The sequence below is a fragment of the Bradyrhizobium sp. PUT101 genome (genome assembly GCF_052043945.1).
Classification (GTDB): Bacteria; Pseudomonadota; Alphaproteobacteria; order Rhizobiales; family Xanthobacteraceae; genus Bradyrhizobium.
Map to the genome: position 1 here is coordinate 713,621 of NZ_CP197207.1, position 16,424 is coordinate 730,044.

A 16,424-nucleotide genomic window follows, 5' to 3' on the forward strand; every position below is an offset into this window, starting at 1 on the left:
GCCGTCAATGCAGGCATCTGCAGATTCCCGCAGCAGCAAGTTCAATTGTGTCCGTAGTGATCCGGATTTGAATCCTATTCAGATCTCGCGTACATCGCGCGACATCGATCGGCGGCACTTCAAGAGGCATCACCTTCTGATCGCGCACCTCGGGGTTGGGGGACCACATGGGGCGGGGGATCTAAGGCTGGGGCAAGGTGACGAGGTCCGGACTCCTAGGCACTCCGGACCTCGAAACTTTCGACATCGAACGCAATCGCGCCGCCCGGCTGGTTTCTGCCGGGCGGCGCGTTGTCGTTTCAGCGTCGTCGCTGTCAGCGCGTCTGCGGCTCGATCGTCACCGTGCAGTCGCCCTGCCCTTGCGTTGCGACCACGATGTTGCCCGCGGAAGCGCCGAGCGCGATCGGCGCGGACGAGCCGCCGTCGGGCATCTGGACCGTCACGCTCAGGGAATCGGTGCGCGCAGTCGAGCCAACGGTCGAGGGTTCCGCTTGGGCGACATTGCCCGAGGCGTCACGCCGCATGATCTGGCAGTTCAGAGGACTTCCGCCGGCCGCCGCCATGCTCGACGATGCGTTGCCGCCCATTTGTGCACGCGCCCGCGACGGATCGCGGGGCACCTGGCTGACGATGCGATGCGTCCGGGGCTCGACAATGACCACCTCGTCGTCCGTTGCGAAATATTCGTAGTCCCGATATTCGGGCTCGATCGAGACGATCTCGGGCGGCAGCCGGTGGAGACGCACGCGCGGCGGAATCGTCTCGCCGATCCGGATCGAGATATTCAGATTGCGCTCCGGCTGCGCGAGGCGTGTCCGGCTCATCGTTTCGGAGATCCGCACCTGCTTCTCGGTCGTCACCTGGGCCTGCTGATTGACCTGCGTGTTGGTCTGGGTGGTCTGATTGGCCTGATTGGTCTGCGTGCCCGATGTGCTGGGCGCAGTCTGCGCATTGTTGGCCGGAGCCGTCCGGCTCGTATCGGTCGCGGTTGCCGGCCGGTTGGTCTGTTGCGCCGGCTGCTGTTGCTCGGCGGCATTGCGCGGCGGCTGAGCCTGGTTGCGCTCGTTCTGGTTGGCCGCAGCTCCCGCGCGCTCGTTCTGCTGAGCAGTTGGGGCGGTCCTGGACTTCTCGGACTCGGCCGTTGATTTCTGCGGCGCAGACTTGTCCTGCTTCGTCTCGGCGCTGCTCTTGCTGTCGCGTCCTGGCTTCGTGCCCTCCGCCTCACGGTTGCGATCGCGCGAAGGCTCTCGGGATTCTTGTGCCTGATCCCTCGCCTTCGGTTGGTTGCGCTCGGCAGAACTGGCTGGCTGCCGCTTGTCGTCATTCGCCTCCTGCTTGGCAGCACCGTCCTTCTCTTCGCGGCCCGCTCCCTGCAGCCGCTCCTGGGCGCTCTGCGCGCGCTCTTGAACGCGTTCTTGAGCCGGACCACCGCGTTGTGGCGCAGCGCCCTTCGCCGGTTCCTCGGTTCGTTTCGGCTCGTCCCTTCGCTCACCGGGCGCCTGAGCGTAGGCGAAGCCGGATGCGAGCATGAGTCCGATGGCCGCAGTCGATAACATCAAGTGTTTACGCATGGTCCCTCTCCTCGACAATTCTCAACAACAGACGCGAACGTTCTGTCGTTGCGAAGGTTCCGAGCGGGAACGTAGCGGTTAGTGAGCAGATCGGGTCGCGTTCACATCGCATCCTTGAGCGTTAGTCGCGCCGTGAACGTCACGCTGGTCTTGCCGACCAGTGCCATGCCTTCGACCTCCGCACCGCCTGGAGAATAGTCGCCGGAAAAGCCGCAGGTGACCTCCCTGCCGCCGAATGCAAGCGTCCTGCCGATGGCCTCGGTGTGCTGGTTGACGATCAAGTCGCCACGCCACTTGCCGTGCCGGAAGGTGTAGCTGCCGGTGTAATAGAAATAGCTGTCGCCTCCCATGATGCGACCGTCGCAGAGCACGACCACGCCTCTCGCCTGCCCGCGCTTGCCGTCGCGCATCTCGATGTCGAAGATGTAGAGGCCGTTTACGACCTTGCTCTCCTCACCCGTCTCTGACGCGCCCACTTCCGACATCAGATCATCTCCCGATACTCGCGATCGGCGACACCGATCAGTCCGGCACGTTCCTTTCGAGATCCTCGAGCCAGGCGGCCGCGCTCGAATCCGACGGCGCGCGCCAGTCACCGCGCGGCGACAGGGAGCCGCCGGCCGAGACCTTCGGCCCATTCGGCATGGCCGAGCGCTTGAACTGGCTGAAGGCGAAGAAGCGGCGCAGGAACACTTCCAGCCAGCGGCGGATCTCCGGCAGATCATAGGCCCTGCGCCGATCATTCGGGAATGCTGGCGGCCACTCGCCCTTGGCGACGTCCTTCCACGCCTGGAAAGCCATGAAGGCGATCTTGGAGGGCCGCATGCCGAACCGTAGCGTGTAGAACAGGTTGAAATCCTGCAGCTCGTAAGGCCCGACGGACGCTTCCGTGCTCTGCGGCTTCTCGCCGGGCTGCACCGGCACCAGTTCGGGCGAGATTTCGGCGGTCAGGATCGCGCCAAGCGTCCGATTGACGTCGTCGCTGAACTGCCTGGATGAGATCACCCATCGGATCAGGTGCTGGATCAGCGTCTTCGGCACGCCTGCATTGACGTTGTAATGCGCCATCTGGTCGCCGACACCATAGGTGCACCAGCCCAGCGCGAGCTCGGAAAGATCGCCGGTTCCAATGACGATGCCGCCGTGATGGTTGGCGAGCCGGAACAGATAATCCGTGCGAAGGCCGGCCTGCACGTTCTCGAAGGTCACGTCGTAGACCTTCTCGCCCTTGCCGAAGGGATGGCCGATGTCCTTCAGCATCTGGGTTGCAGTGGTGCGGATGTCGAGCTCCTGCCAGCTCGTCCGCAACGCCTGCATCAGCGCCAGCGCATGGGACTTGCTCTCGCTGCCGGTGGCAAAGCCCGGCATGGTGTAGGCCAGGATGTTTTCGCGCGGCAGGCCGAGCAGGTCGACCGCCTTGGCGGCGACGATCAATGCATGGGTTGAATCGAGGCCACCGGATACGCCGATCACGACGCGCTTGGTGCCGGTCGCGCGCATGCGCTGCACGAGCCCGGCGACCTGGATGTTGTAGGCCTCGTAGCAATCCTGCTCGAGCAGGCTCTCGTCGCTCGGCACGAACGGAAAGCGCTCGACCTTGCGCAGGAAACCGATGTCAGCGGCCGGCGGCTTCAGCGCGAATGTCACTTTGCGGTAAAAGGCCTCACGCTGCCGCCGGTTGTCGTCGAACGTTCCCATCAGCGCGCGTTCCTGCCTGAGCAGGTCGAGGTCGACATCGGCCAGCGTGATCTGGCCGCCCTGGCGAAACCGCTCGCCCTCGGCCAGCAGCACCCCGTCCTCGTAGATCGAGGTCTGGCCGTCCCAGGCGAGATCGGTGGTCGATTCCCCTGCGCCGGCGGCCGCATAGACGTAAGCCGCGAGACAGCGCGCCGACGTCGATTGGCACAGCAGCGCGCGCGAGCGTGCCCGGCCGATCGTGATCGGGCTCCCCGAAAGATTGATCAGAACACTCGCACCCGCGAGCGCGAGCTCCGAAGCCGGTGTCACCGGGATCCACATGTCCTCGCAGATCTCGACACCGATGGTGAGGCCCGGAACGTCCTCGGCGGCGAACAGCAGATCCACGCCGAACGGTGCGTGCAGGCCGCCGAAGGCGATCGTCTCGCCGACGATGCCGGCGCCGGAGGCGAAATGCCGTCCCTCATAGAACTCGCGATAGGTCGGCAGGTAGGATTTCGGCACCACGCCGAGGACGTTGCCGCGATGAATGACGACGGCGCAGTTGTAGATGCGATGACCAAAGCGCAGCGGCGCCCCGACGATCAGGACCGTCATCAGCCCCGCGGAGGCCTCAACGATCGCGGCCAGCCCGCGCTCGACCGCGTCGAGCAGCGGATCCTGCTTCACCAGGTCTTCGATCGCATAGCCGGACAGGCACAACTCGGGAAAGACGGCGACCGCCGCCGACTGCTCGTGGCACGCGTCGGCCGCCGCCAGGACAGCCTTCGCGTTGGCCGTGGGATCGGCGACATGAGAGATAGTGACACAGGCCGCCACGCGCGCAAATCCGTGAGCGTAAATCGAGTGAAAAGTCATCGAGCGCAGTACCCTCAAATCTCATCGCTGCCGAAGCCGCCAGCTCCCGACCATATGTAGCCCATCGACCGGGTTCCGTGCGAGCCATCCGCCGTCATGCATAACGGATTTGCAGGGCGGCCTGCCCAGCGCCGGCAAGCTCAGGCGCGACGGGCCAGCACGCACGACAGATCGTCGCGCAGCCACTCGGCGATCCGGGGCCAGGCATGCGCGTGGGTGCGCGCGCCCATGAACAGGCCGAGATGGTTGCTGGGCTCGGACGCCGCCGCAATGAAGGCCGGCGGAGTGCCGAGGAGGCCGGCAGTGGCGAGCGCCTGCGCAGCCGGCACGACGTCATCGTCGAGCCCAGCCAGCAGGAACACGGGTACCTTGATGTCCTTCAGATCAACCGTGCGGCCGAGCGCAACGAAAGTGCCCGCGGCAATCCGGTTCTCCCGAAAAATCCTGTTGACGATCTCGAGATAATACGTGCCCGGCAGATTGAGCGTCTCGGCGTTCCAGCGGTCGAAGCGCGCGAGCAGTGCCGTACCCTCCTCGTCCGAGAGATCCCTCTGCAATGCAGCTACGATGTCGTCGCGGTTCGGCGCTTTGGACCACAAGCGCAGCATCTCCTCGCCGCTGACATTGCCGCCGCCGCGCGCGACGAGCTGGTCGTAGACCAACTCGGGCGCGTTGCGGGCGAGCCGGGATAGCGAAGAATCAATCGACAAGTCCACGGGAGCACCGACCAGCACCAGCCGCCGCACCTTGGCCGGAAAGCGCGCCGCGTAGAGCAGCGACAGCCATCCGCCCTGGCAAAGGCCGACGAGATCGACCGGCGCGCCGATCTCGTCGATAGCGACGTTCAGATCGCCGAGATAGCTGTCGATCGAGAGATAGCGCATGCTCGGAGTGGCCGACCGCCAGTCGGTGACATAGATCCGGTCGACACCGCCCTCTTGCAGCGATCGCACGACGCTATGGCCTGGCGCGAAATCGGCGATCAGGGCCCGATGCAGCGCATAGGGGGCGCAGACCAGCGCCGGCTGGCCGGACCGGGTCTGCGAGCAATCGCGCAGCTGCATCGTTGCGAGCTCCAACGCAACACTGTTCGGTGTCGTCCATGCCAGATTGCTCTCACCCTGCTCCGCGGGGCCGCGCTCCAGCCACCAGAAGCAGGCATCCATGGCAAGCTGCGCCGCCGCAAACGGCCACAGTCGTGGATCATCAGGAGCATGCCCTGGTCCACGTGGCTGTTTGGCGGTCTTCTCCACCATGACTACCTCGATATCCTCACAGGAACGCCTCGAGGCTGACGACAGCGATGCCGAGGTCCCTGAAACTCTGATGGGCCACGGCCACCGAGCCGTCGAGATCGATGCCGCGGCAGGCATCCTCGATGACGGCCACCTCCAACCCCGCCTTTCGCGCATCCTCCGCCGAGAAGCGGACGCAGAAGTCCAGCGCCAGACCGGCGACGAAGACGGTCTTCAGTTCGCGTTCGCGCAAATAACCAAGCAGTCCGGTCGGCGTCCGATGGTCGTTCTCGAACAGCGCCGAATAGGAATCGATGCCACGGCGAAAGCCCTTGCGCACCACGAGGCTTGCCCGCGTCACGTCGAGATCGCGATGAAATTCAGCGCCCGCCGTGCCTTGCACGCAATGCGCCGGCCATAGCACCTGCATGCCGTAGTCGAGCTCGATGGCCTGGAACGGCTCCTTGCCCGCATGGTTCGACGCGAACGAGACGTGGTCGCTCGGATGCCAGTCCTGGGTCAGCACCACATTGGCGAATTTCTGGGCGATCCGATTGATGGTGGGGACGACCTTCTCGCCACTGGGAACGGCGAGTGCCCCGCCGGTGCAGAAGTCGTTCTGCACGTCGATCACCAGCAGCACGTCGCGATCGGAAATCTTCATTTCAAGGCCCCAATCCATCCGCCCGGCGTCAGGCGCCGGATGCTTCCTCCCAATGTCGATCTTCCGGCGCAGCTTAGCAACTACCGACCGCGGGCGGCGATACCGCTGACGGCCACGATTTGTCCAGAATGCAACGGTTTGACCTTATCCGTGTTGACTAGGAACAACCAAGCGAGGATTCTCGAACCATCCGCGCTTGCGGATCGGATCAGGAACGGAGGCAAAGGTTCCCGAGGGCCGGCAAGGCCGCGGAAGCCGCAGGGCCATGGGCATCGGCAAGACAGGAACAATTCTTCTCGCCGATATCGGCGGCACCAATGCGCGCTTCGCGCTGAGCCGGAACGATCAGACCGGACCGATCGATTACGTGAAGGTCGCCGACTTCCCGACCGTACGGGAAGCCATCGCGGATGTCCTGGCGCGCCGGTCAGGCGGCGAGCAGCCCCAAAGAGCGGTGCTTGCCGTGGCGGGTCCTGTCACCAACAACCGCTGCGTCATGACCAACAGCCCCTGGATCATCGACGGCAACGAGCTGCAGCCCGCGCTCGGCTTCGACAGCGTCCATGTGCTGAACGACTTCGAGGTGGTGGCCTGGTCCCTGCCCGCCTTGCAGCCTGCCGACCTGATCCCGCTCGGCGGAGACGATGGCTTGCCCGGAGAGCCGTTGCTGGTCGTCGGGCCCGGAACTGGTTTTGGTGTCTCCTGTCTGATCGAACGCCATGGTTCGCGACTGGCCGTCGTCACTGAGGCCGGACACGCGACCCTGCCGGCGGAGAGCGAGCGCGAGGAACGCGTGATTGCCTGCTTGCGCCGGCGCCTCGGCCATGTCTCCATCGAGCGTGGCGCACTTTCGGGTTCCGGACTGCAGAACCTCTACGAAGCGTTGGCCGAGATCGACGGCGTCCAGGTGCCGCACCGCGATGCCGCCGCCATCACCAAGGCCGCGCTGGACGGCAGCTGTCCCGTCAGCCGCGCGACGCTGGAGATGTTTTGCGCCACCCTCGGCTCCGTAGCCGGAAATCTCGCGGTGACTTTCGGCGCCCGCGGCGGCGTCTATATCGCCGGCGGAATCGTGCCGCGCTTTCGCGAGTTCCTTGCGGCCTCGGCGTTCCGGGCACGCTTTGAAGCGAAGGGACGCTTCCAGGACTATCTTCGCAACATCCCGACCAGGCTCGTGATCAAGCCCGATGCGAGCTTCGTCGGCCTGAAGATGTTTGCCGACCACACTGCGGACTGAGGTTGATTGCTCCCCGCCGCTCGCGGGTTCCAGTAATTCACAGATGATTCAGCACGCGCCCGGTTCCAGGCGGGAACGTGCTTGCGTGCATGTTTCAGATGAGAAACAATTCAAGCGTGCGCGGCGTAGTTGCGGGGCGTGACATGCGTAAGCAGGATTTGGGTTTCGACTATCACCGCTATCACCGTCTGCTGAGCGAAGCGGACAATGAAGACAAGCGGTTGGCCCTGATCGAACTCCTGATCGAGGAAAAGGCGCGCGACCGGCTGGCTGTCCAGCGCGCGTCGGACCGCGCGGCCATGACCGCCCACACCATTGCCAGGGTGCTGAGGAACGGTCGCAACTGAGCCGGTTGAATCGCTCTCCGGCCGTGCGCCTCGAGCGTGATCGGTCAGCTTGGGATTTTGGCTGACGGCTCGGGAAACATCGAATCGATCATCGCCTTGAGCTGATCCATTGCGATCGGCTTGCGCAGGATCGGCCTGCGCCGAAGCAGGGACGGCAGCAGTTCCGGCCCGTAGCCTGTGGCGAAGAAGAACGGCTTTCCGCGACGTTCGATCAGGTCGGCGACGGGATCGACGTAGACGCCCATGAGATTGATATCGAGGATGGCCATATCGTATTGCGCGGTCATTGCAAAGGCGCTGGCGTCGCGCACATTGTCCGCCTCCGCGACGACGCGGTGGCCGAGTTCCTCCACCATGTCGGCGATCATCATCCGGATCAACGCCTCGTCTTCGACCAGGAAAACGGAGAGTCCGTCCGCCATATCACCCCCGCAGTCAGCCCTACGAAGCTAACCATAACCGAATTGCGGAGAGGATTCACGAATTCGTGGCGGACGCCGTTAATTCAGACGCGAGCGAGCCGATTCAACTTGATCAATCCAATCCGCGCTCGTGGCTGAGGCGCACCATCTCCTGAATGAAGACCTGCTTCTGCTTGTCGTCGAGGCTCGAATAGAGCGGTTCGGCGGCGTCGGCCACGTTGCGCTGGTCGGCGGCGCGATCGATCAGGAATTGGGCCTCGTTGCGCATCTGCTCGATGATGTCATCGGGTGGATCCCGCTTGGCCCGCGCAACCCGCAGGTTGAGCCGCTCTGCACCATTATGCCCGAGATAGTGCATCGCGCTCGAGAAGCCGTACCAGTGCTTCTCCTGATCCGGCGTGAGATTCAGCTGGGTCTTGATCCGCTCGATGTAGGAATCGCTGTTGGCGACGATCTGCTCGGCGGTGAGCTGCGGGGCGCCGGTCTGGGTGAGGACCGTGACATCCTTATTGTCTTTGCTGCCCTTGCTGTCCTGCGGCGCGTTCTTGGCCTCCTTGCTCGCCTTGGCGCCCTTGCTCGCCTTGGTGCTCTTGGCATCCTTGTCCTTGGCCGCCCCCTGCTGCTTGGCGTCCTTGGCGGAGTCCTTGGTGGCGGGCGGCTGATTGTTGTTGCCGACACCGAGCACGCCGGTGAAGACGCCGACCACGCCGCCGATCGCGCCGCCGAGCACGCCACCGACCGGACCGGCCGCCTTGTTCCCGGCCGCCGCGCCTTCCTGAACGCCTTTGACCAAACCTTGAGCATTCGCCACCGCGGCGGCACCGAGCAACAGCGCGAGCACAGACCCCAGCGCGAACCATCGCCGCACGCAAAGCCGCGCTGGCAGTGCCGGATTGATCATTCTCGTCTCCATCGTCGATCTGACTGGCCTATCGTGCGGGAGCCCCGCCAGCTTCAACTCTATCGTTTCCGCCGCTTCGAGGTCCAGACGCAGCCGATTGCTGTCCACGCCGGAAAAGTCTTTCACGCGAAGCGGTTATGCAGGCTTATTCGAAACTGCGGCGTAAATGCGCAACGGATCGTTCCGAACAGCTCGCCGCGAAGTGTGCGTCGCAAAAACAACGGGCGCCGTGCGCCTGCGACGCGTCGCCTCGACATGCGTCACGACGCTTCCGGACACAACGTTAGTTTTAGACGCGGAGCCGTTCGGCTTCCTCGACAGATGCGATCAATCATGATCTGATCGCGCTACCAATTTGCTGCGGCTTGCGTGAATTGCTCACGCGGGCCGACGGCACCAACAAGAAAAGCCAACAGCAAGAACTCAATAAAGAAGTCTGTCTGAGGAAACTCCAACAACAACACCCAAGCGAGGAAACGAGATGTCACGCAAGACACTGACGCGACGTCAATTTGTGGCTGCCACTGCAATGTCCTCCGCGGCGCTGATCACCGCGCCCTATGTCCGGGGCGCTTATGCCGCCGGAAAGCTCTCGATCGGCTTCTGGGACCATTGGGTGCCGGGCGCCAACAAGGCCTCCACCGACCTCGTCAACGAATGGGCGGCGAAGGAGAAGGTCGAAGTCTCCATCGACTACATCACCAGCAACAACAAGAAGCTCGAACTGACGGTCGCCGCCGAGGCGCAGGCGAAATCCGGTCACGATATTCTCCAGATGCCGACCTGGTGGCCGCACGCCTATGCCGACCAGCTCGAGCCGGTCAATGACATCATGGAGCCGATCATCAAGCAGAACGGCGACGTCAACGGCACCGTCAAGTATCTGGGCCAGGCCGGCGGCAAATGGCTTGCCGTGCCCGCGACCGTCGGCAGCCAGATCAAGGGGCCCTGCTCCCGCATTGACCTGATGAAGAAGCATGCCGGTATCGACGTGCAGGAGATGTATCCGGCCGGTGCCGCGCCCAAGGCGGACAACTGGACCATGGAGACCTTCCTGAAGGCGGCGGAGGCCTGTCAGAAGGCCGGCTTTGCGTTTGGCATCGGCCTCGGCGAGACCACCGACAGCGTCGACACGGCCGGCGCGATCTTCCAGTCGTTCGGCGCCGAGCTCGTCAATGCCAAGGGCGATGTCACGGTGAAGACGGACGCGGTCCGGCAGGCGCTCGAGTTCTACAAGAAGTTGATTGCCGTCCTGCCGCCTGACGCAGCGTCCTGGGACGATGCGTCCAACAACAAATGGCTGATCTCGGGCCGTGGTGCGCTCATCCTGAATCCGCCGAGCGCCTGGGCGGTGGCCAAGCGCGATGCCCCGCAGGTTGCGGAGCAATGCTGGACCCACGGCATGCCGGCCGGTCCGAAGGGCCGCTTCGCACCCTTCCTGCCGTACTTCTGGGGCGTATGGGCCTTCGGCAAGAACAAGCAAGCCGCCAAGAGCCTGCTCGCCCACCTTTCGCAGCCGTCCTCGATTGAGAAATTCGTCGCTGCGAGCGGCGGCTACGACCTTCCGTCTTTCGCGAACTTGACGAAGCTGAAGACCTGGGCCGAGGAAGGCCCGCCGAAGGGCACGCTCTATCACTATCCGGATCCGCACCACAGCCAGACGATGTCGATCGCGGCATCGCCGGCGCCGCCGAAGATCGCGCAGCAGATCTACTCCCAGGCGACGTTGACCAAGTTGGCGCTGCGTTATGCGAGGGGCGAGACGATGGAGCAGGCGCTCGCCTGGGCCGAAGGCGAGTGCGAAGGCTTCATGCGGAGCTGATGCCTGTGCGCCACGGCGGCTCACGTGCTTGGGTGTAAGCCGCCGATGATTCCGCCCGTCACCTTGTCGGGGGAAGCCGGTCGATGCGGCCGGCTTCCCCGTTGAATCTTCCGTAAGAAAGTTTGACCATGGCCGATGTCGTCGTTGAGCAGGGTCGCTCCGTCCGCGCCGCGAACCCGCGCAAACGCACCAGCTTACACAACGCGCTCAGGCGGAAGTCGACGGTGGCGTTCTTCCTGACGCTTCCGCTGATTCTCCTGATCGCGCTGCTGGTGCTCTATCCAGCCATCTACTCCGCGCATCTCGCGACGCTGAACAAGTCGATGCAGAAGTTCGTCGGCCTGAGCAACTTCACTTTCCTGTTCAAGCGCGACACGTTCTGGATGGTCGTGAGGCAGTCCTGCATCTTCGCCATCACCGCGGTGTTCTTCAAGGCGTTGCTGGGCTTCATCGTCGCTCACTTCGTCCACAACCTGCCGGCCAAGGGCCAGCGCAAATGGCGCGGCATGCTGCTGGTGCCCTGGGTGATCCCGCCCGCCATGAGCACGCTGGCCTGGCTGTGGCTGTTCGACCCCTCCTATAGCGCCTTCAACTACACGCTGTCCTTCTTCGGCATCGGCCCGATCCCCTGGCTTGGCGATACCTTCTGGGCGCGTTTCTCGGTGATCCTCGTCAACGTCTGGTACGGCGCACCGTTCTTCATGATCATGTACCTGGCGGCGCTGAAATCGGTGCCGGACCAGCTCTACGAGGCGGCCGCCATCGACGGCGCCAATTGGTGGCAGCGGATCTGGTACGTCACGCTGCCGATGATGCGCAACATCATCGCCATCACGACGCTGTTCTCGTTGATCGTGACCTTCGCCAATTTCGACATCGTGCGCATCCTGACGTCCGGCGGCCCGCTGGACTCCACGCATATATTCGCCACCTGGGCATTCCAGGTCGGAATCCAGAGCAGCGACATTCCGCTCGGCGCCTGCGTCTCGCTGTTCATGGTGCCGATCCTCGCAGTCGCGGCGATCTTCATTCTGCGCGATGTCAGCAAACGTGGGAACGAAGCCTGATGAGCACGCTCGCAATCGACAAAGGCGGTCCCACGCGCAAGGTCAAATACCGGAGCATGAGCCGGGATCGCACCTGGGCGCTGCGCTGGTCCTACTTCTTCCTGGTGCTGTTCGCGATATTCTCGCTCACTCCGCCGATCTACATGCTGATCACCTCGCTCAAGAGCAGCGCGGAGATCTCGGCGGCGACCAATCCCTGGTGGGTGTTTCATCCCACCCTGTCGAACTACGTCGAGCTTCTGACCTCGAACCAGTTTCTGCGCTTCTTCTGGAATTCCGCCATCGTTTCCATCGTGGTCGTGATGGTCACCATGCTGATCAGCATTCCCGCGGCGTTTGCGCTGGCGAGGATGAAGTTCTGGGGCTCGACGACGCTCGCGACCGGGGTGTTTCTCACCTATCTGGTCCCCGACAGCCTGCTGTTCATTCCGCTGTTCAAGATGCTCGCGGTGGTCCAGGACCTGACCGGGATCACGCTGCTCAACCGATGGTATGTGCTGCTGTTCATCTATCCGACCCTGACCGTGCCGTTCTGCACCTGGATCATGATCGGCTATTTCGCCTCCATCCCGAAGGAGCTGGACGAGGCCGCCCTCATCGACGGCGCCTCCTGGCTGCAGACCCTGACGCGGATCTTCATTCCCGTCGCGCTGCCGGGGCTGATCGCCGCGACCATCTTCGCCTTCACGGTGTCCTGGGCGCAGTTCCTCTATCCCCTGGTGTTCACGACGTCGGTGGACCAACTCGTGCTGCCGGTCGGCATCACCACCACGCTGATCAAGGGCGATGTCTTCAACTGGGGGCAGATCATGACCGGCGCGCTGCTCGGCGCTGCGCCGCCGCTGATCATCTACGCCTTCCTGATGGACTACTACATTGCCGGCCTGACCGCCGGCGCGACAAAGGGTTGATGTCTCATGGCTGAGGTTGCTTTGCGGAAGGTAGTTAAGCGTTACGACGATGTCGAAGCCGTGCGCGGCATCGACCTCGACATCGCCGACCATGAGTTCATCGTGCTGGTCGGTCCCTCCGGCTGCGGCAAGTCGACCACGCTGCGCATGATCGCAGGCCTCGAGGATATCAGCGACGGCGACATCATGATCGGCGGCGACGTCGTCAACGACGTGCCGCCAAAGGACCGCGACATCGCGATGGTGTTCCAGAACTACGCGCTCTATCCACACATGACGGTCGCCGAGAACATGTCGTTCGGGCTGCGCCTGAAGCACTACCCCAAGGCCGAGATCAAGGCGCGGGTGACGGAGGCCGCCCGCCTCCTCGACATCACCGACCTGATCGACCGCAAGCCGAAGCAGCTCTCCGGCGGCCAGCGCCAGCGCGTCGCGATGGGCCGGGCCATCGTGCGCAATCCAAAGGTCTTCCTGTTCGACGAGCCGCTGTCCAACCTCGACGCCAAGCTTCGCGTGCAGATGCGGATAGAGATCAAGAAGGTGCACCAGAAGGTGCGTACCACCACCGTCTACGTCACCCACGATCAGGTCGAGGCGATGACGCTGGCCGACCGTGTCGTGGTCATGAACAAGGGCCGGATCGAGCAGATCGGCACGCCGAACGAGCTCTACCACAAGCCCGCGACGCGCTTCGTCGCGGGCTTCATCGGCTCGCCGGCGATGAACTTCATCCCGTGCCGGCTCGAGGATGTCGGCGGCACGCTTCAGATCCGCCTCACCGACCGCATCGCTTTCCCGCTGCCGCCGGCCCGCGCGGCGCGTTACAACGCGCTGTCGCGCACGGACAAGCTGCTGCTCGGCATCCGGCCTGAGCATCTCACCGAGTCGCACGCGCATCTGGAGCCCGGCGTCGAGACCTTCGACACCGTGCTCGACGTCACCGAACCGATGGGGATGGAGACGCTGGTCTATTTCGGGCTCGAAGGCACGCCGATCTGCGGCCGCGTCAATCCCAATGCCGGCGCCAAGGACGGGGCACCCATGCGTTTGGCGATGGACCTCAACAATATGCACCTGCTAAACGAGGCAACCGGCGTCGTGTTGTGACGGCCGGACAAGAAACTCGCGCAGGCAGGGGACGATGGCGACCAACAAGAAGAAGATTTTCGTTACACAAACTTTGTCGCAAGGGGCACGCGCCCTCCTCACCCAGCGGGACGATATCGAGCTCGTCGAGTTTCCGAACCTGATCTCGGCGAAGGATTTCGAGGCCTTGTTGAAGAGCCACGCCCCCGTCCACGGCGTGGCGCTCGGCGCCACCGCCTTCGGCGAGACCGAGCTCGAAGCAGCCAGGGACATGAAGGTGGTGACCCGGATCGGCGTCGGCTACGACGCCGTCGACGTGCCCGCCCTCTCCCGCCGCAAGGTGCCGCTCATGGTCGCCGGCAGCGCGAACTCGCCCTCGGTCGCGGAAGCGGCGCTGTTCATGATGCTGACGCTGGCCAAGCGCGCGCAGGAGATGCACGCCTGTGTCAGGGACGGCAAATGGGCCGACCGGCTCGGCATGCTGCCTTTCGATCTCTACGGCAAGACCGTGCTGATCATCGGCTTCGGCCGCATCGGCAGTCGCACCGCCAAGCGCTGCCTGGCGATGGAAATGAAGGTGCAGGTCTACGATCCCTTCAAGGGAGCTGCCGAGATCAAGGCCGCCGGCTGCGAACCCGTCACCGACCTCGACGCCGCGCTGCCCAACGCCGATTTCGTCACGATCCACTGCCCGAAGACGCCGGAGACGGTCGGCCTGTTCGACGCGGCGCGGATCGGGCGGATGAGGCCGAGATCCTACCTCATCAACACCGCGCGCGGCGGCATCGTAAAGGAAGCGGCGCTCTACGACGCCCTAGTCTCCGGCAAGCTCGCCGGCGCCGGCATCGACGTGTTCGAGGTGGAGCCGCCGCCGGTCAGCAACGCGCTGTTCGCGCTCCCCAACGTCATCGTCGCCCCGCATGTCGCCGGCGTTACGGTCGAAGCCGTCCAACGCATGAGCGAGCAGACCGCGCGCAACATCCTGAGTGTGCTGGATGGCGATCCCATCCGGCAGAACGTCATCAATCAGGACGTGCTGGGCTGAGCCGAACTTCCCGGCGGGCGACGGATGCGCCCGCCTCCGGGACGCCAGAAAGCGTCCCATTTTGGTGCAGATCGAGCCCCAACTCAGCCTTAATCAACCGCGCGTAATAAGGCCGGCTGCGGCGGCCGCGGGACAGACTGGCCGGCCGCATCGAGCTGGAGGATGAACCCTTGTCAGAGATCGACCCGACTGACCACGCGCTGGCGACCATCGCCAGCATCTTGGAGCACCCCGAGCCCGTCCTCGTCATTCGCGAGACCGAGACCATCCGGGAGACCGAGATGGTCGTCGTCGGTGAGGAGCCGTCCGCCGAAGAACATCATGCGGTCGACGAGCATCCAATGGTCGATGAGCAGCCGCTGGTGCCGGAGCACACCGATGCGGACGGCTACAGCAAGGTTGGCCCCGGCCCGATGGTCGCGATCCGCCTCAAATGGACGGTCCATCGCGGCGATGACGGCCAGTTCTACGTCCATGAGACCATCGGCGAGCAATCCGCCCCCGTGGTCAGCGGTCCGATGACGAGCGAGGCCGCCGTGCGCTTCGTTGACGAGCGGGAGGACGAGTCACAGCGTCGCTTCGAAGAGCTGCGCAGCGAGATCGCCGGCCGAAGCTCGCTCGCCGACTACGAGCGCAAGGGCGAAGCGTAAGCTCTACCGCCGCCCGAGATAATCCTTCTTCACCAGCTCGACGCCGGCGTGCCGCAACAGGTCGTAGGCCGTGGTGACGTGAAAGAAAAACTGCGGGACGCTGAACGTCAGCAGCAGCGTCCGTCCGGTGAAGGGCAGCTCGGTCCCGTTCTTCAACCTGAAGAAGACATTCCGTTCCGCAGCCGCATCGATCTCCGCGCGCGACAGGCTTTCGATGAACTCGATGGACGTTGCGATGCGCGCCTGAAGACCGGCCATGTCGTGCTCCAGTGCCGGCAGCGCCACCGGCTCGCACTGCGCCAGCAAGGCCGGCGCGACCACCGCGTGACGGCAGGCTTCGCCGACCTGCTGCGCCAGATCGTACATGTTCGGCGCAAGGCGCATGCCGAGCAGAACCGTCGGGTTGAACTTGCGGGCCTCCGCATAGGCGACGCCCTTGTCGAGCAGCGCGGACAGGTTGCGCAAATAGGGCACGAAGAGGCCGACTGAGGCCTCGTACATCGAGATCGTCACCTCAAGGATTCCCTTCAATTCTGCCGCACCACCGGGTGGCATCTGGTCCAAATCCACCGCTCAAGGGCTGCACAATGACAGCTCGGGCATGGGTGGAAAAGAGATGATCGTTCAGTTATGGACGGCTTTGGCCGAGGCGTTGCTGGTGACATGGCGCAGTCCCTCGGCAAGACGCTCGGCGTCAAGATTGATTGGCTCCAGCGCGACATGGCACTGAAAGCCTTCGTCGACCAATGGCAGCACATTTCCATAGAAGACGGCAGCTACAAATTATCTACGCCGCCTGGTTCGACTAGGCGTTCTTGCCGCGTCCTCCTGTCGCTTGCCTTGGCCAAAGTTTGGACCGGCTCCGGGCCTATTGAACCCGGAACCACCGGAAGACGACTCATACCAACGA

General features: G+C 63.8%; 17 protein-coding genes and 1 pseudogene. 9 read left to right on the top strand and 9 right to left on the bottom strand.

Annotation, left to right across the window (positions count from 1 at the left end; translation table 11 throughout):
- Positions 1 to 314: 314 nt before the first annotated feature.
- From ACSHT2_RS03465 to pncA, 5 genes are all read right to left on the bottom strand, one after another.
- On the bottom strand, positions 315 to 1,571 hold the full coding sequence (locus ACSHT2_RS03465; protein WP_440640398.1) for a DUF1236 domain-containing protein: 1,257 nt from the start codon (positions 1,569 to 1,571) through the stop codon (positions 315 to 317).
- A gap of 101 nt (positions 1,572 to 1,672) precedes the next feature.
- Positions 1,673 to 2,056 (bottom strand): GrlR family regulatory protein, encoded by a 384-nt coding sequence (locus ACSHT2_RS03470; protein ID WP_440640399.1) that lies wholly within the window; start codon positions 2,054 to 2,056, stop codon positions 1,673 to 1,675.
- A 37-nt stretch (positions 2,057 to 2,093) separates the two neighbouring features.
- Complete coding sequence (locus tag ACSHT2_RS03475; RefSeq protein ID WP_440640400.1) at positions 2,094 to 4,127, bottom strand: NAD(+) synthase; 2,034 nt, start codon at positions 4,125 to 4,127, stop codon at positions 2,094 to 2,096.
- A gap of 140 nt (positions 4,128 to 4,267) precedes the next feature.
- Positions 4,268 to 5,383: an alpha/beta fold hydrolase gene (locus ACSHT2_RS03480; protein ID WP_440640401.1), complete on the bottom strand. Its 1,116-nt coding sequence runs from the start codon at positions 5,381 to 5,383 to the stop codon at positions 4,268 to 4,270.
- Positions 5,384 to 5,399: 16 nt separating this feature from the next.
- Entirely contained in the window at positions 5,400 to 6,044 is a 645-nt protein-coding gene (gene pncA / locus ACSHT2_RS03485; RefSeq protein ID WP_440640402.1) for a bifunctional nicotinamidase/pyrazinamidase, read from the bottom strand.
- Between the two features lie 247 nt (positions 6,045 to 6,291).
- On the opposite strand from pncA, the gene glk reads away from it, so the two are divergent.
- Complete coding sequence (glk, locus tag ACSHT2_RS03490) at positions 6,292 to 7,263, top strand: glucokinase (RefSeq protein ID WP_440640403.1); 972 nt, start codon at positions 6,292 to 6,294, stop codon at positions 7,261 to 7,263.
- A gap of 143 nt (positions 7,264 to 7,406) precedes the next feature.
- Complete coding sequence (locus ACSHT2_RS03495) at positions 7,407 to 7,610, top strand: hypothetical protein (protein WP_440640404.1); 204 nt, start codon at positions 7,407 to 7,409, stop codon at positions 7,608 to 7,610.
- 44 nt (positions 7,611 to 7,654) lie between these two features.
- Here the strand turns inward: ACSHT2_RS03495 and ACSHT2_RS03500 are convergent, their stop codons facing one another.
- Both ACSHT2_RS03500 and ACSHT2_RS03505 read right to left on the bottom strand, forming a co-directional pair.
- Positions 7,655 to 8,032 carry a response regulator gene (locus ACSHT2_RS03500; protein ID WP_440640405.1) on the bottom strand — a complete coding sequence of 126 codons (378 nt, stop codon included), beginning with the start codon at positions 8,030 to 8,032 and terminating at the stop codon, positions 7,655 to 7,657.
- A 112-nt stretch (positions 8,033 to 8,144) separates the two neighbouring features.
- Entirely contained in the window at positions 8,145 to 8,933 is a 789-nt protein-coding gene (locus ACSHT2_RS03505) for a Spy/CpxP family protein refolding chaperone (protein ID WP_440640406.1), read from the bottom strand.
- 481 nt (positions 8,934 to 9,414) lie between these two features.
- On the opposite strand from ACSHT2_RS03505, the gene ACSHT2_RS03510 reads away from it, so the two are divergent.
- From ACSHT2_RS03510 to ACSHT2_RS03535, 6 genes are all read left to right on the top strand, one after another.
- A complete protein-coding gene (locus tag ACSHT2_RS03510) occupies positions 9,415 to 10,755 on the top strand; it encodes an ABC transporter substrate-binding protein (RefSeq protein WP_440640407.1) in 1,341 nt (446 codons plus the stop codon).
- 128 nt (positions 10,756 to 10,883) lie between these two features.
- Complete coding sequence (locus tag ACSHT2_RS03515; protein ID WP_319334647.1) at positions 10,884 to 11,822, top strand: carbohydrate ABC transporter permease; 939 nt, start codon at positions 10,884 to 10,886, stop codon at positions 11,820 to 11,822.
- Complete coding sequence (locus ACSHT2_RS03520; RefSeq protein WP_319334643.1) at positions 11,822 to 12,733, top strand: carbohydrate ABC transporter permease; 912 nt, start codon at positions 11,822 to 11,824, stop codon at positions 12,731 to 12,733. The genes ACSHT2_RS03515 and ACSHT2_RS03520 overlap by 1 nt, the downstream gene beginning before the upstream one ends.
- Positions 12,734 to 12,739: 6 nt before the next feature.
- Positions 12,740 to 13,840 carry an ABC transporter ATP-binding protein gene (locus ACSHT2_RS03525; protein WP_319334641.1) on the top strand — a complete coding sequence of 367 codons (1,101 nt, stop codon included), beginning with the start codon at positions 12,740 to 12,742 and terminating at the stop codon, positions 13,838 to 13,840.
- Between the two features lie 34 nt (positions 13,841 to 13,874).
- Complete coding sequence (locus ACSHT2_RS03530) at positions 13,875 to 14,864, top strand: hydroxyacid dehydrogenase (protein ID WP_440640408.1); 990 nt, start codon at positions 13,875 to 13,877, stop codon at positions 14,862 to 14,864.
- A 170-nt stretch (positions 14,865 to 15,034) separates the two neighbouring features.
- Positions 15,035 to 15,514, top strand: coding sequence for a hypothetical protein (locus tag ACSHT2_RS03535; RefSeq protein ID WP_440640409.1), 480 nt, complete (start codon positions 15,035 to 15,037; stop codon positions 15,512 to 15,514).
- Positions 15,515 to 15,517: 3 nt separating this feature from the next.
- Here the strand turns inward: ACSHT2_RS03535 and ACSHT2_RS03540 are convergent, their stop codons facing one another.
- Positions 15,518 to 16,015, bottom strand: coding sequence for a DUF1993 domain-containing protein (locus tag ACSHT2_RS03540; protein ID WP_440643033.1), 498 nt, complete (start codon positions 16,013 to 16,015; stop codon positions 15,518 to 15,520).
- A gap of 123 nt (positions 16,016 to 16,138) precedes the next feature.
- Positions 16,139 to 16,261 carry a hypothetical protein gene (locus ACSHT2_RS03545; RefSeq protein ID WP_440643048.1) on the bottom strand — a complete coding sequence of 41 codons (123 nt, stop codon included), beginning with the start codon at positions 16,259 to 16,261 and terminating at the stop codon, positions 16,139 to 16,141.
- Between ACSHT2_RS03545 and ACSHT2_RS03550 the strand changes: the two are divergent.
- Positions 16,211 to 16,323 (top strand): annotated as a pseudogene (locus ACSHT2_RS03550) (transporter substrate-binding domain-containing protein); the annotation flags it as partial. The gene ACSHT2_RS03545 and the pseudogene ACSHT2_RS03550 sit on opposite strands and share 51 nt — an antisense overlap.
- Positions 16,324 to 16,424: the final 101 nt, after the last annotated feature.

Coding starts and splice junctions, on each gene's coding strand:
- ACSHT2_RS03465 (WP_440640398.1), bottom strand. CDS start 1,571: ATGCGTAAACACTTGATGTTATCGACTGCGGCCATCGGACTCATGCTC.
- ACSHT2_RS03470 (WP_440640399.1), bottom strand. CDS start 2,056: ATGTCGGAAGTGGGCGCGTCAGAGACGGGTGAGGAGAGCAAGGTCGTA.
- ACSHT2_RS03475 (WP_440640400.1), bottom strand. CDS start 4,127: ATGACTTTTCACTCGATTTACGCTCACGGATTTGCGCGCGTGGCGGCC.
- ACSHT2_RS03480 (WP_440640401.1), bottom strand. CDS start 5,383: ATGGTGGAGAAGACCGCCAAACAGCCACGTGGACCAGGGCATGCTCCT.
- pncA (WP_440640402.1), bottom strand. CDS start 6,044: ATGGATTGGGGCCTTGAAATGAAGATTTCCGATCGCGACGTGCTGCTG.
- glk (WP_440640403.1), top strand. CDS start 6,292: ATGGGCATCGGCAAGACAGGAACAATTCTTCTCGCCGATATCGGCGGC.
- ACSHT2_RS03495 (WP_440640404.1), top strand. CDS start 7,407: ATGCGTAAGCAGGATTTGGGTTTCGACTATCACCGCTATCACCGTCTG.
- ACSHT2_RS03500 (WP_440640405.1), bottom strand. CDS start 8,032: ATGGCGGACGGACTCTCCGTTTTCCTGGTCGAAGACGAGGCGTTGATC.
- ACSHT2_RS03505 (WP_440640406.1), bottom strand. CDS start 8,933: ATGATCAATCCGGCACTGCCAGCGCGGCTTTGCGTGCGGCGATGGTTC.
- ACSHT2_RS03510 (WP_440640407.1), top strand. CDS start 9,415: ATGTCACGCAAGACACTGACGCGACGTCAATTTGTGGCTGCCACTGCA.
- ACSHT2_RS03515 (WP_319334647.1), top strand. CDS start 10,884: ATGGCCGATGTCGTCGTTGAGCAGGGTCGCTCCGTCCGCGCCGCGAAC.
- ACSHT2_RS03520 (WP_319334643.1), top strand. CDS start 11,822: ATGAGCACGCTCGCAATCGACAAAGGCGGTCCCACGCGCAAGGTCAAA.
- ACSHT2_RS03525 (WP_319334641.1), top strand. CDS start 12,740: ATGGCTGAGGTTGCTTTGCGGAAGGTAGTTAAGCGTTACGACGATGTC.
- ACSHT2_RS03530 (WP_440640408.1), top strand. CDS start 13,875: ATGGCGACCAACAAGAAGAAGATTTTCGTTACACAAACTTTGTCGCAA.
- ACSHT2_RS03540 (WP_440643033.1), bottom strand. CDS start 16,015: ATGTACGAGGCCTCAGTCGGCCTCTTCGTGCCCTATTTGCGCAACCTG.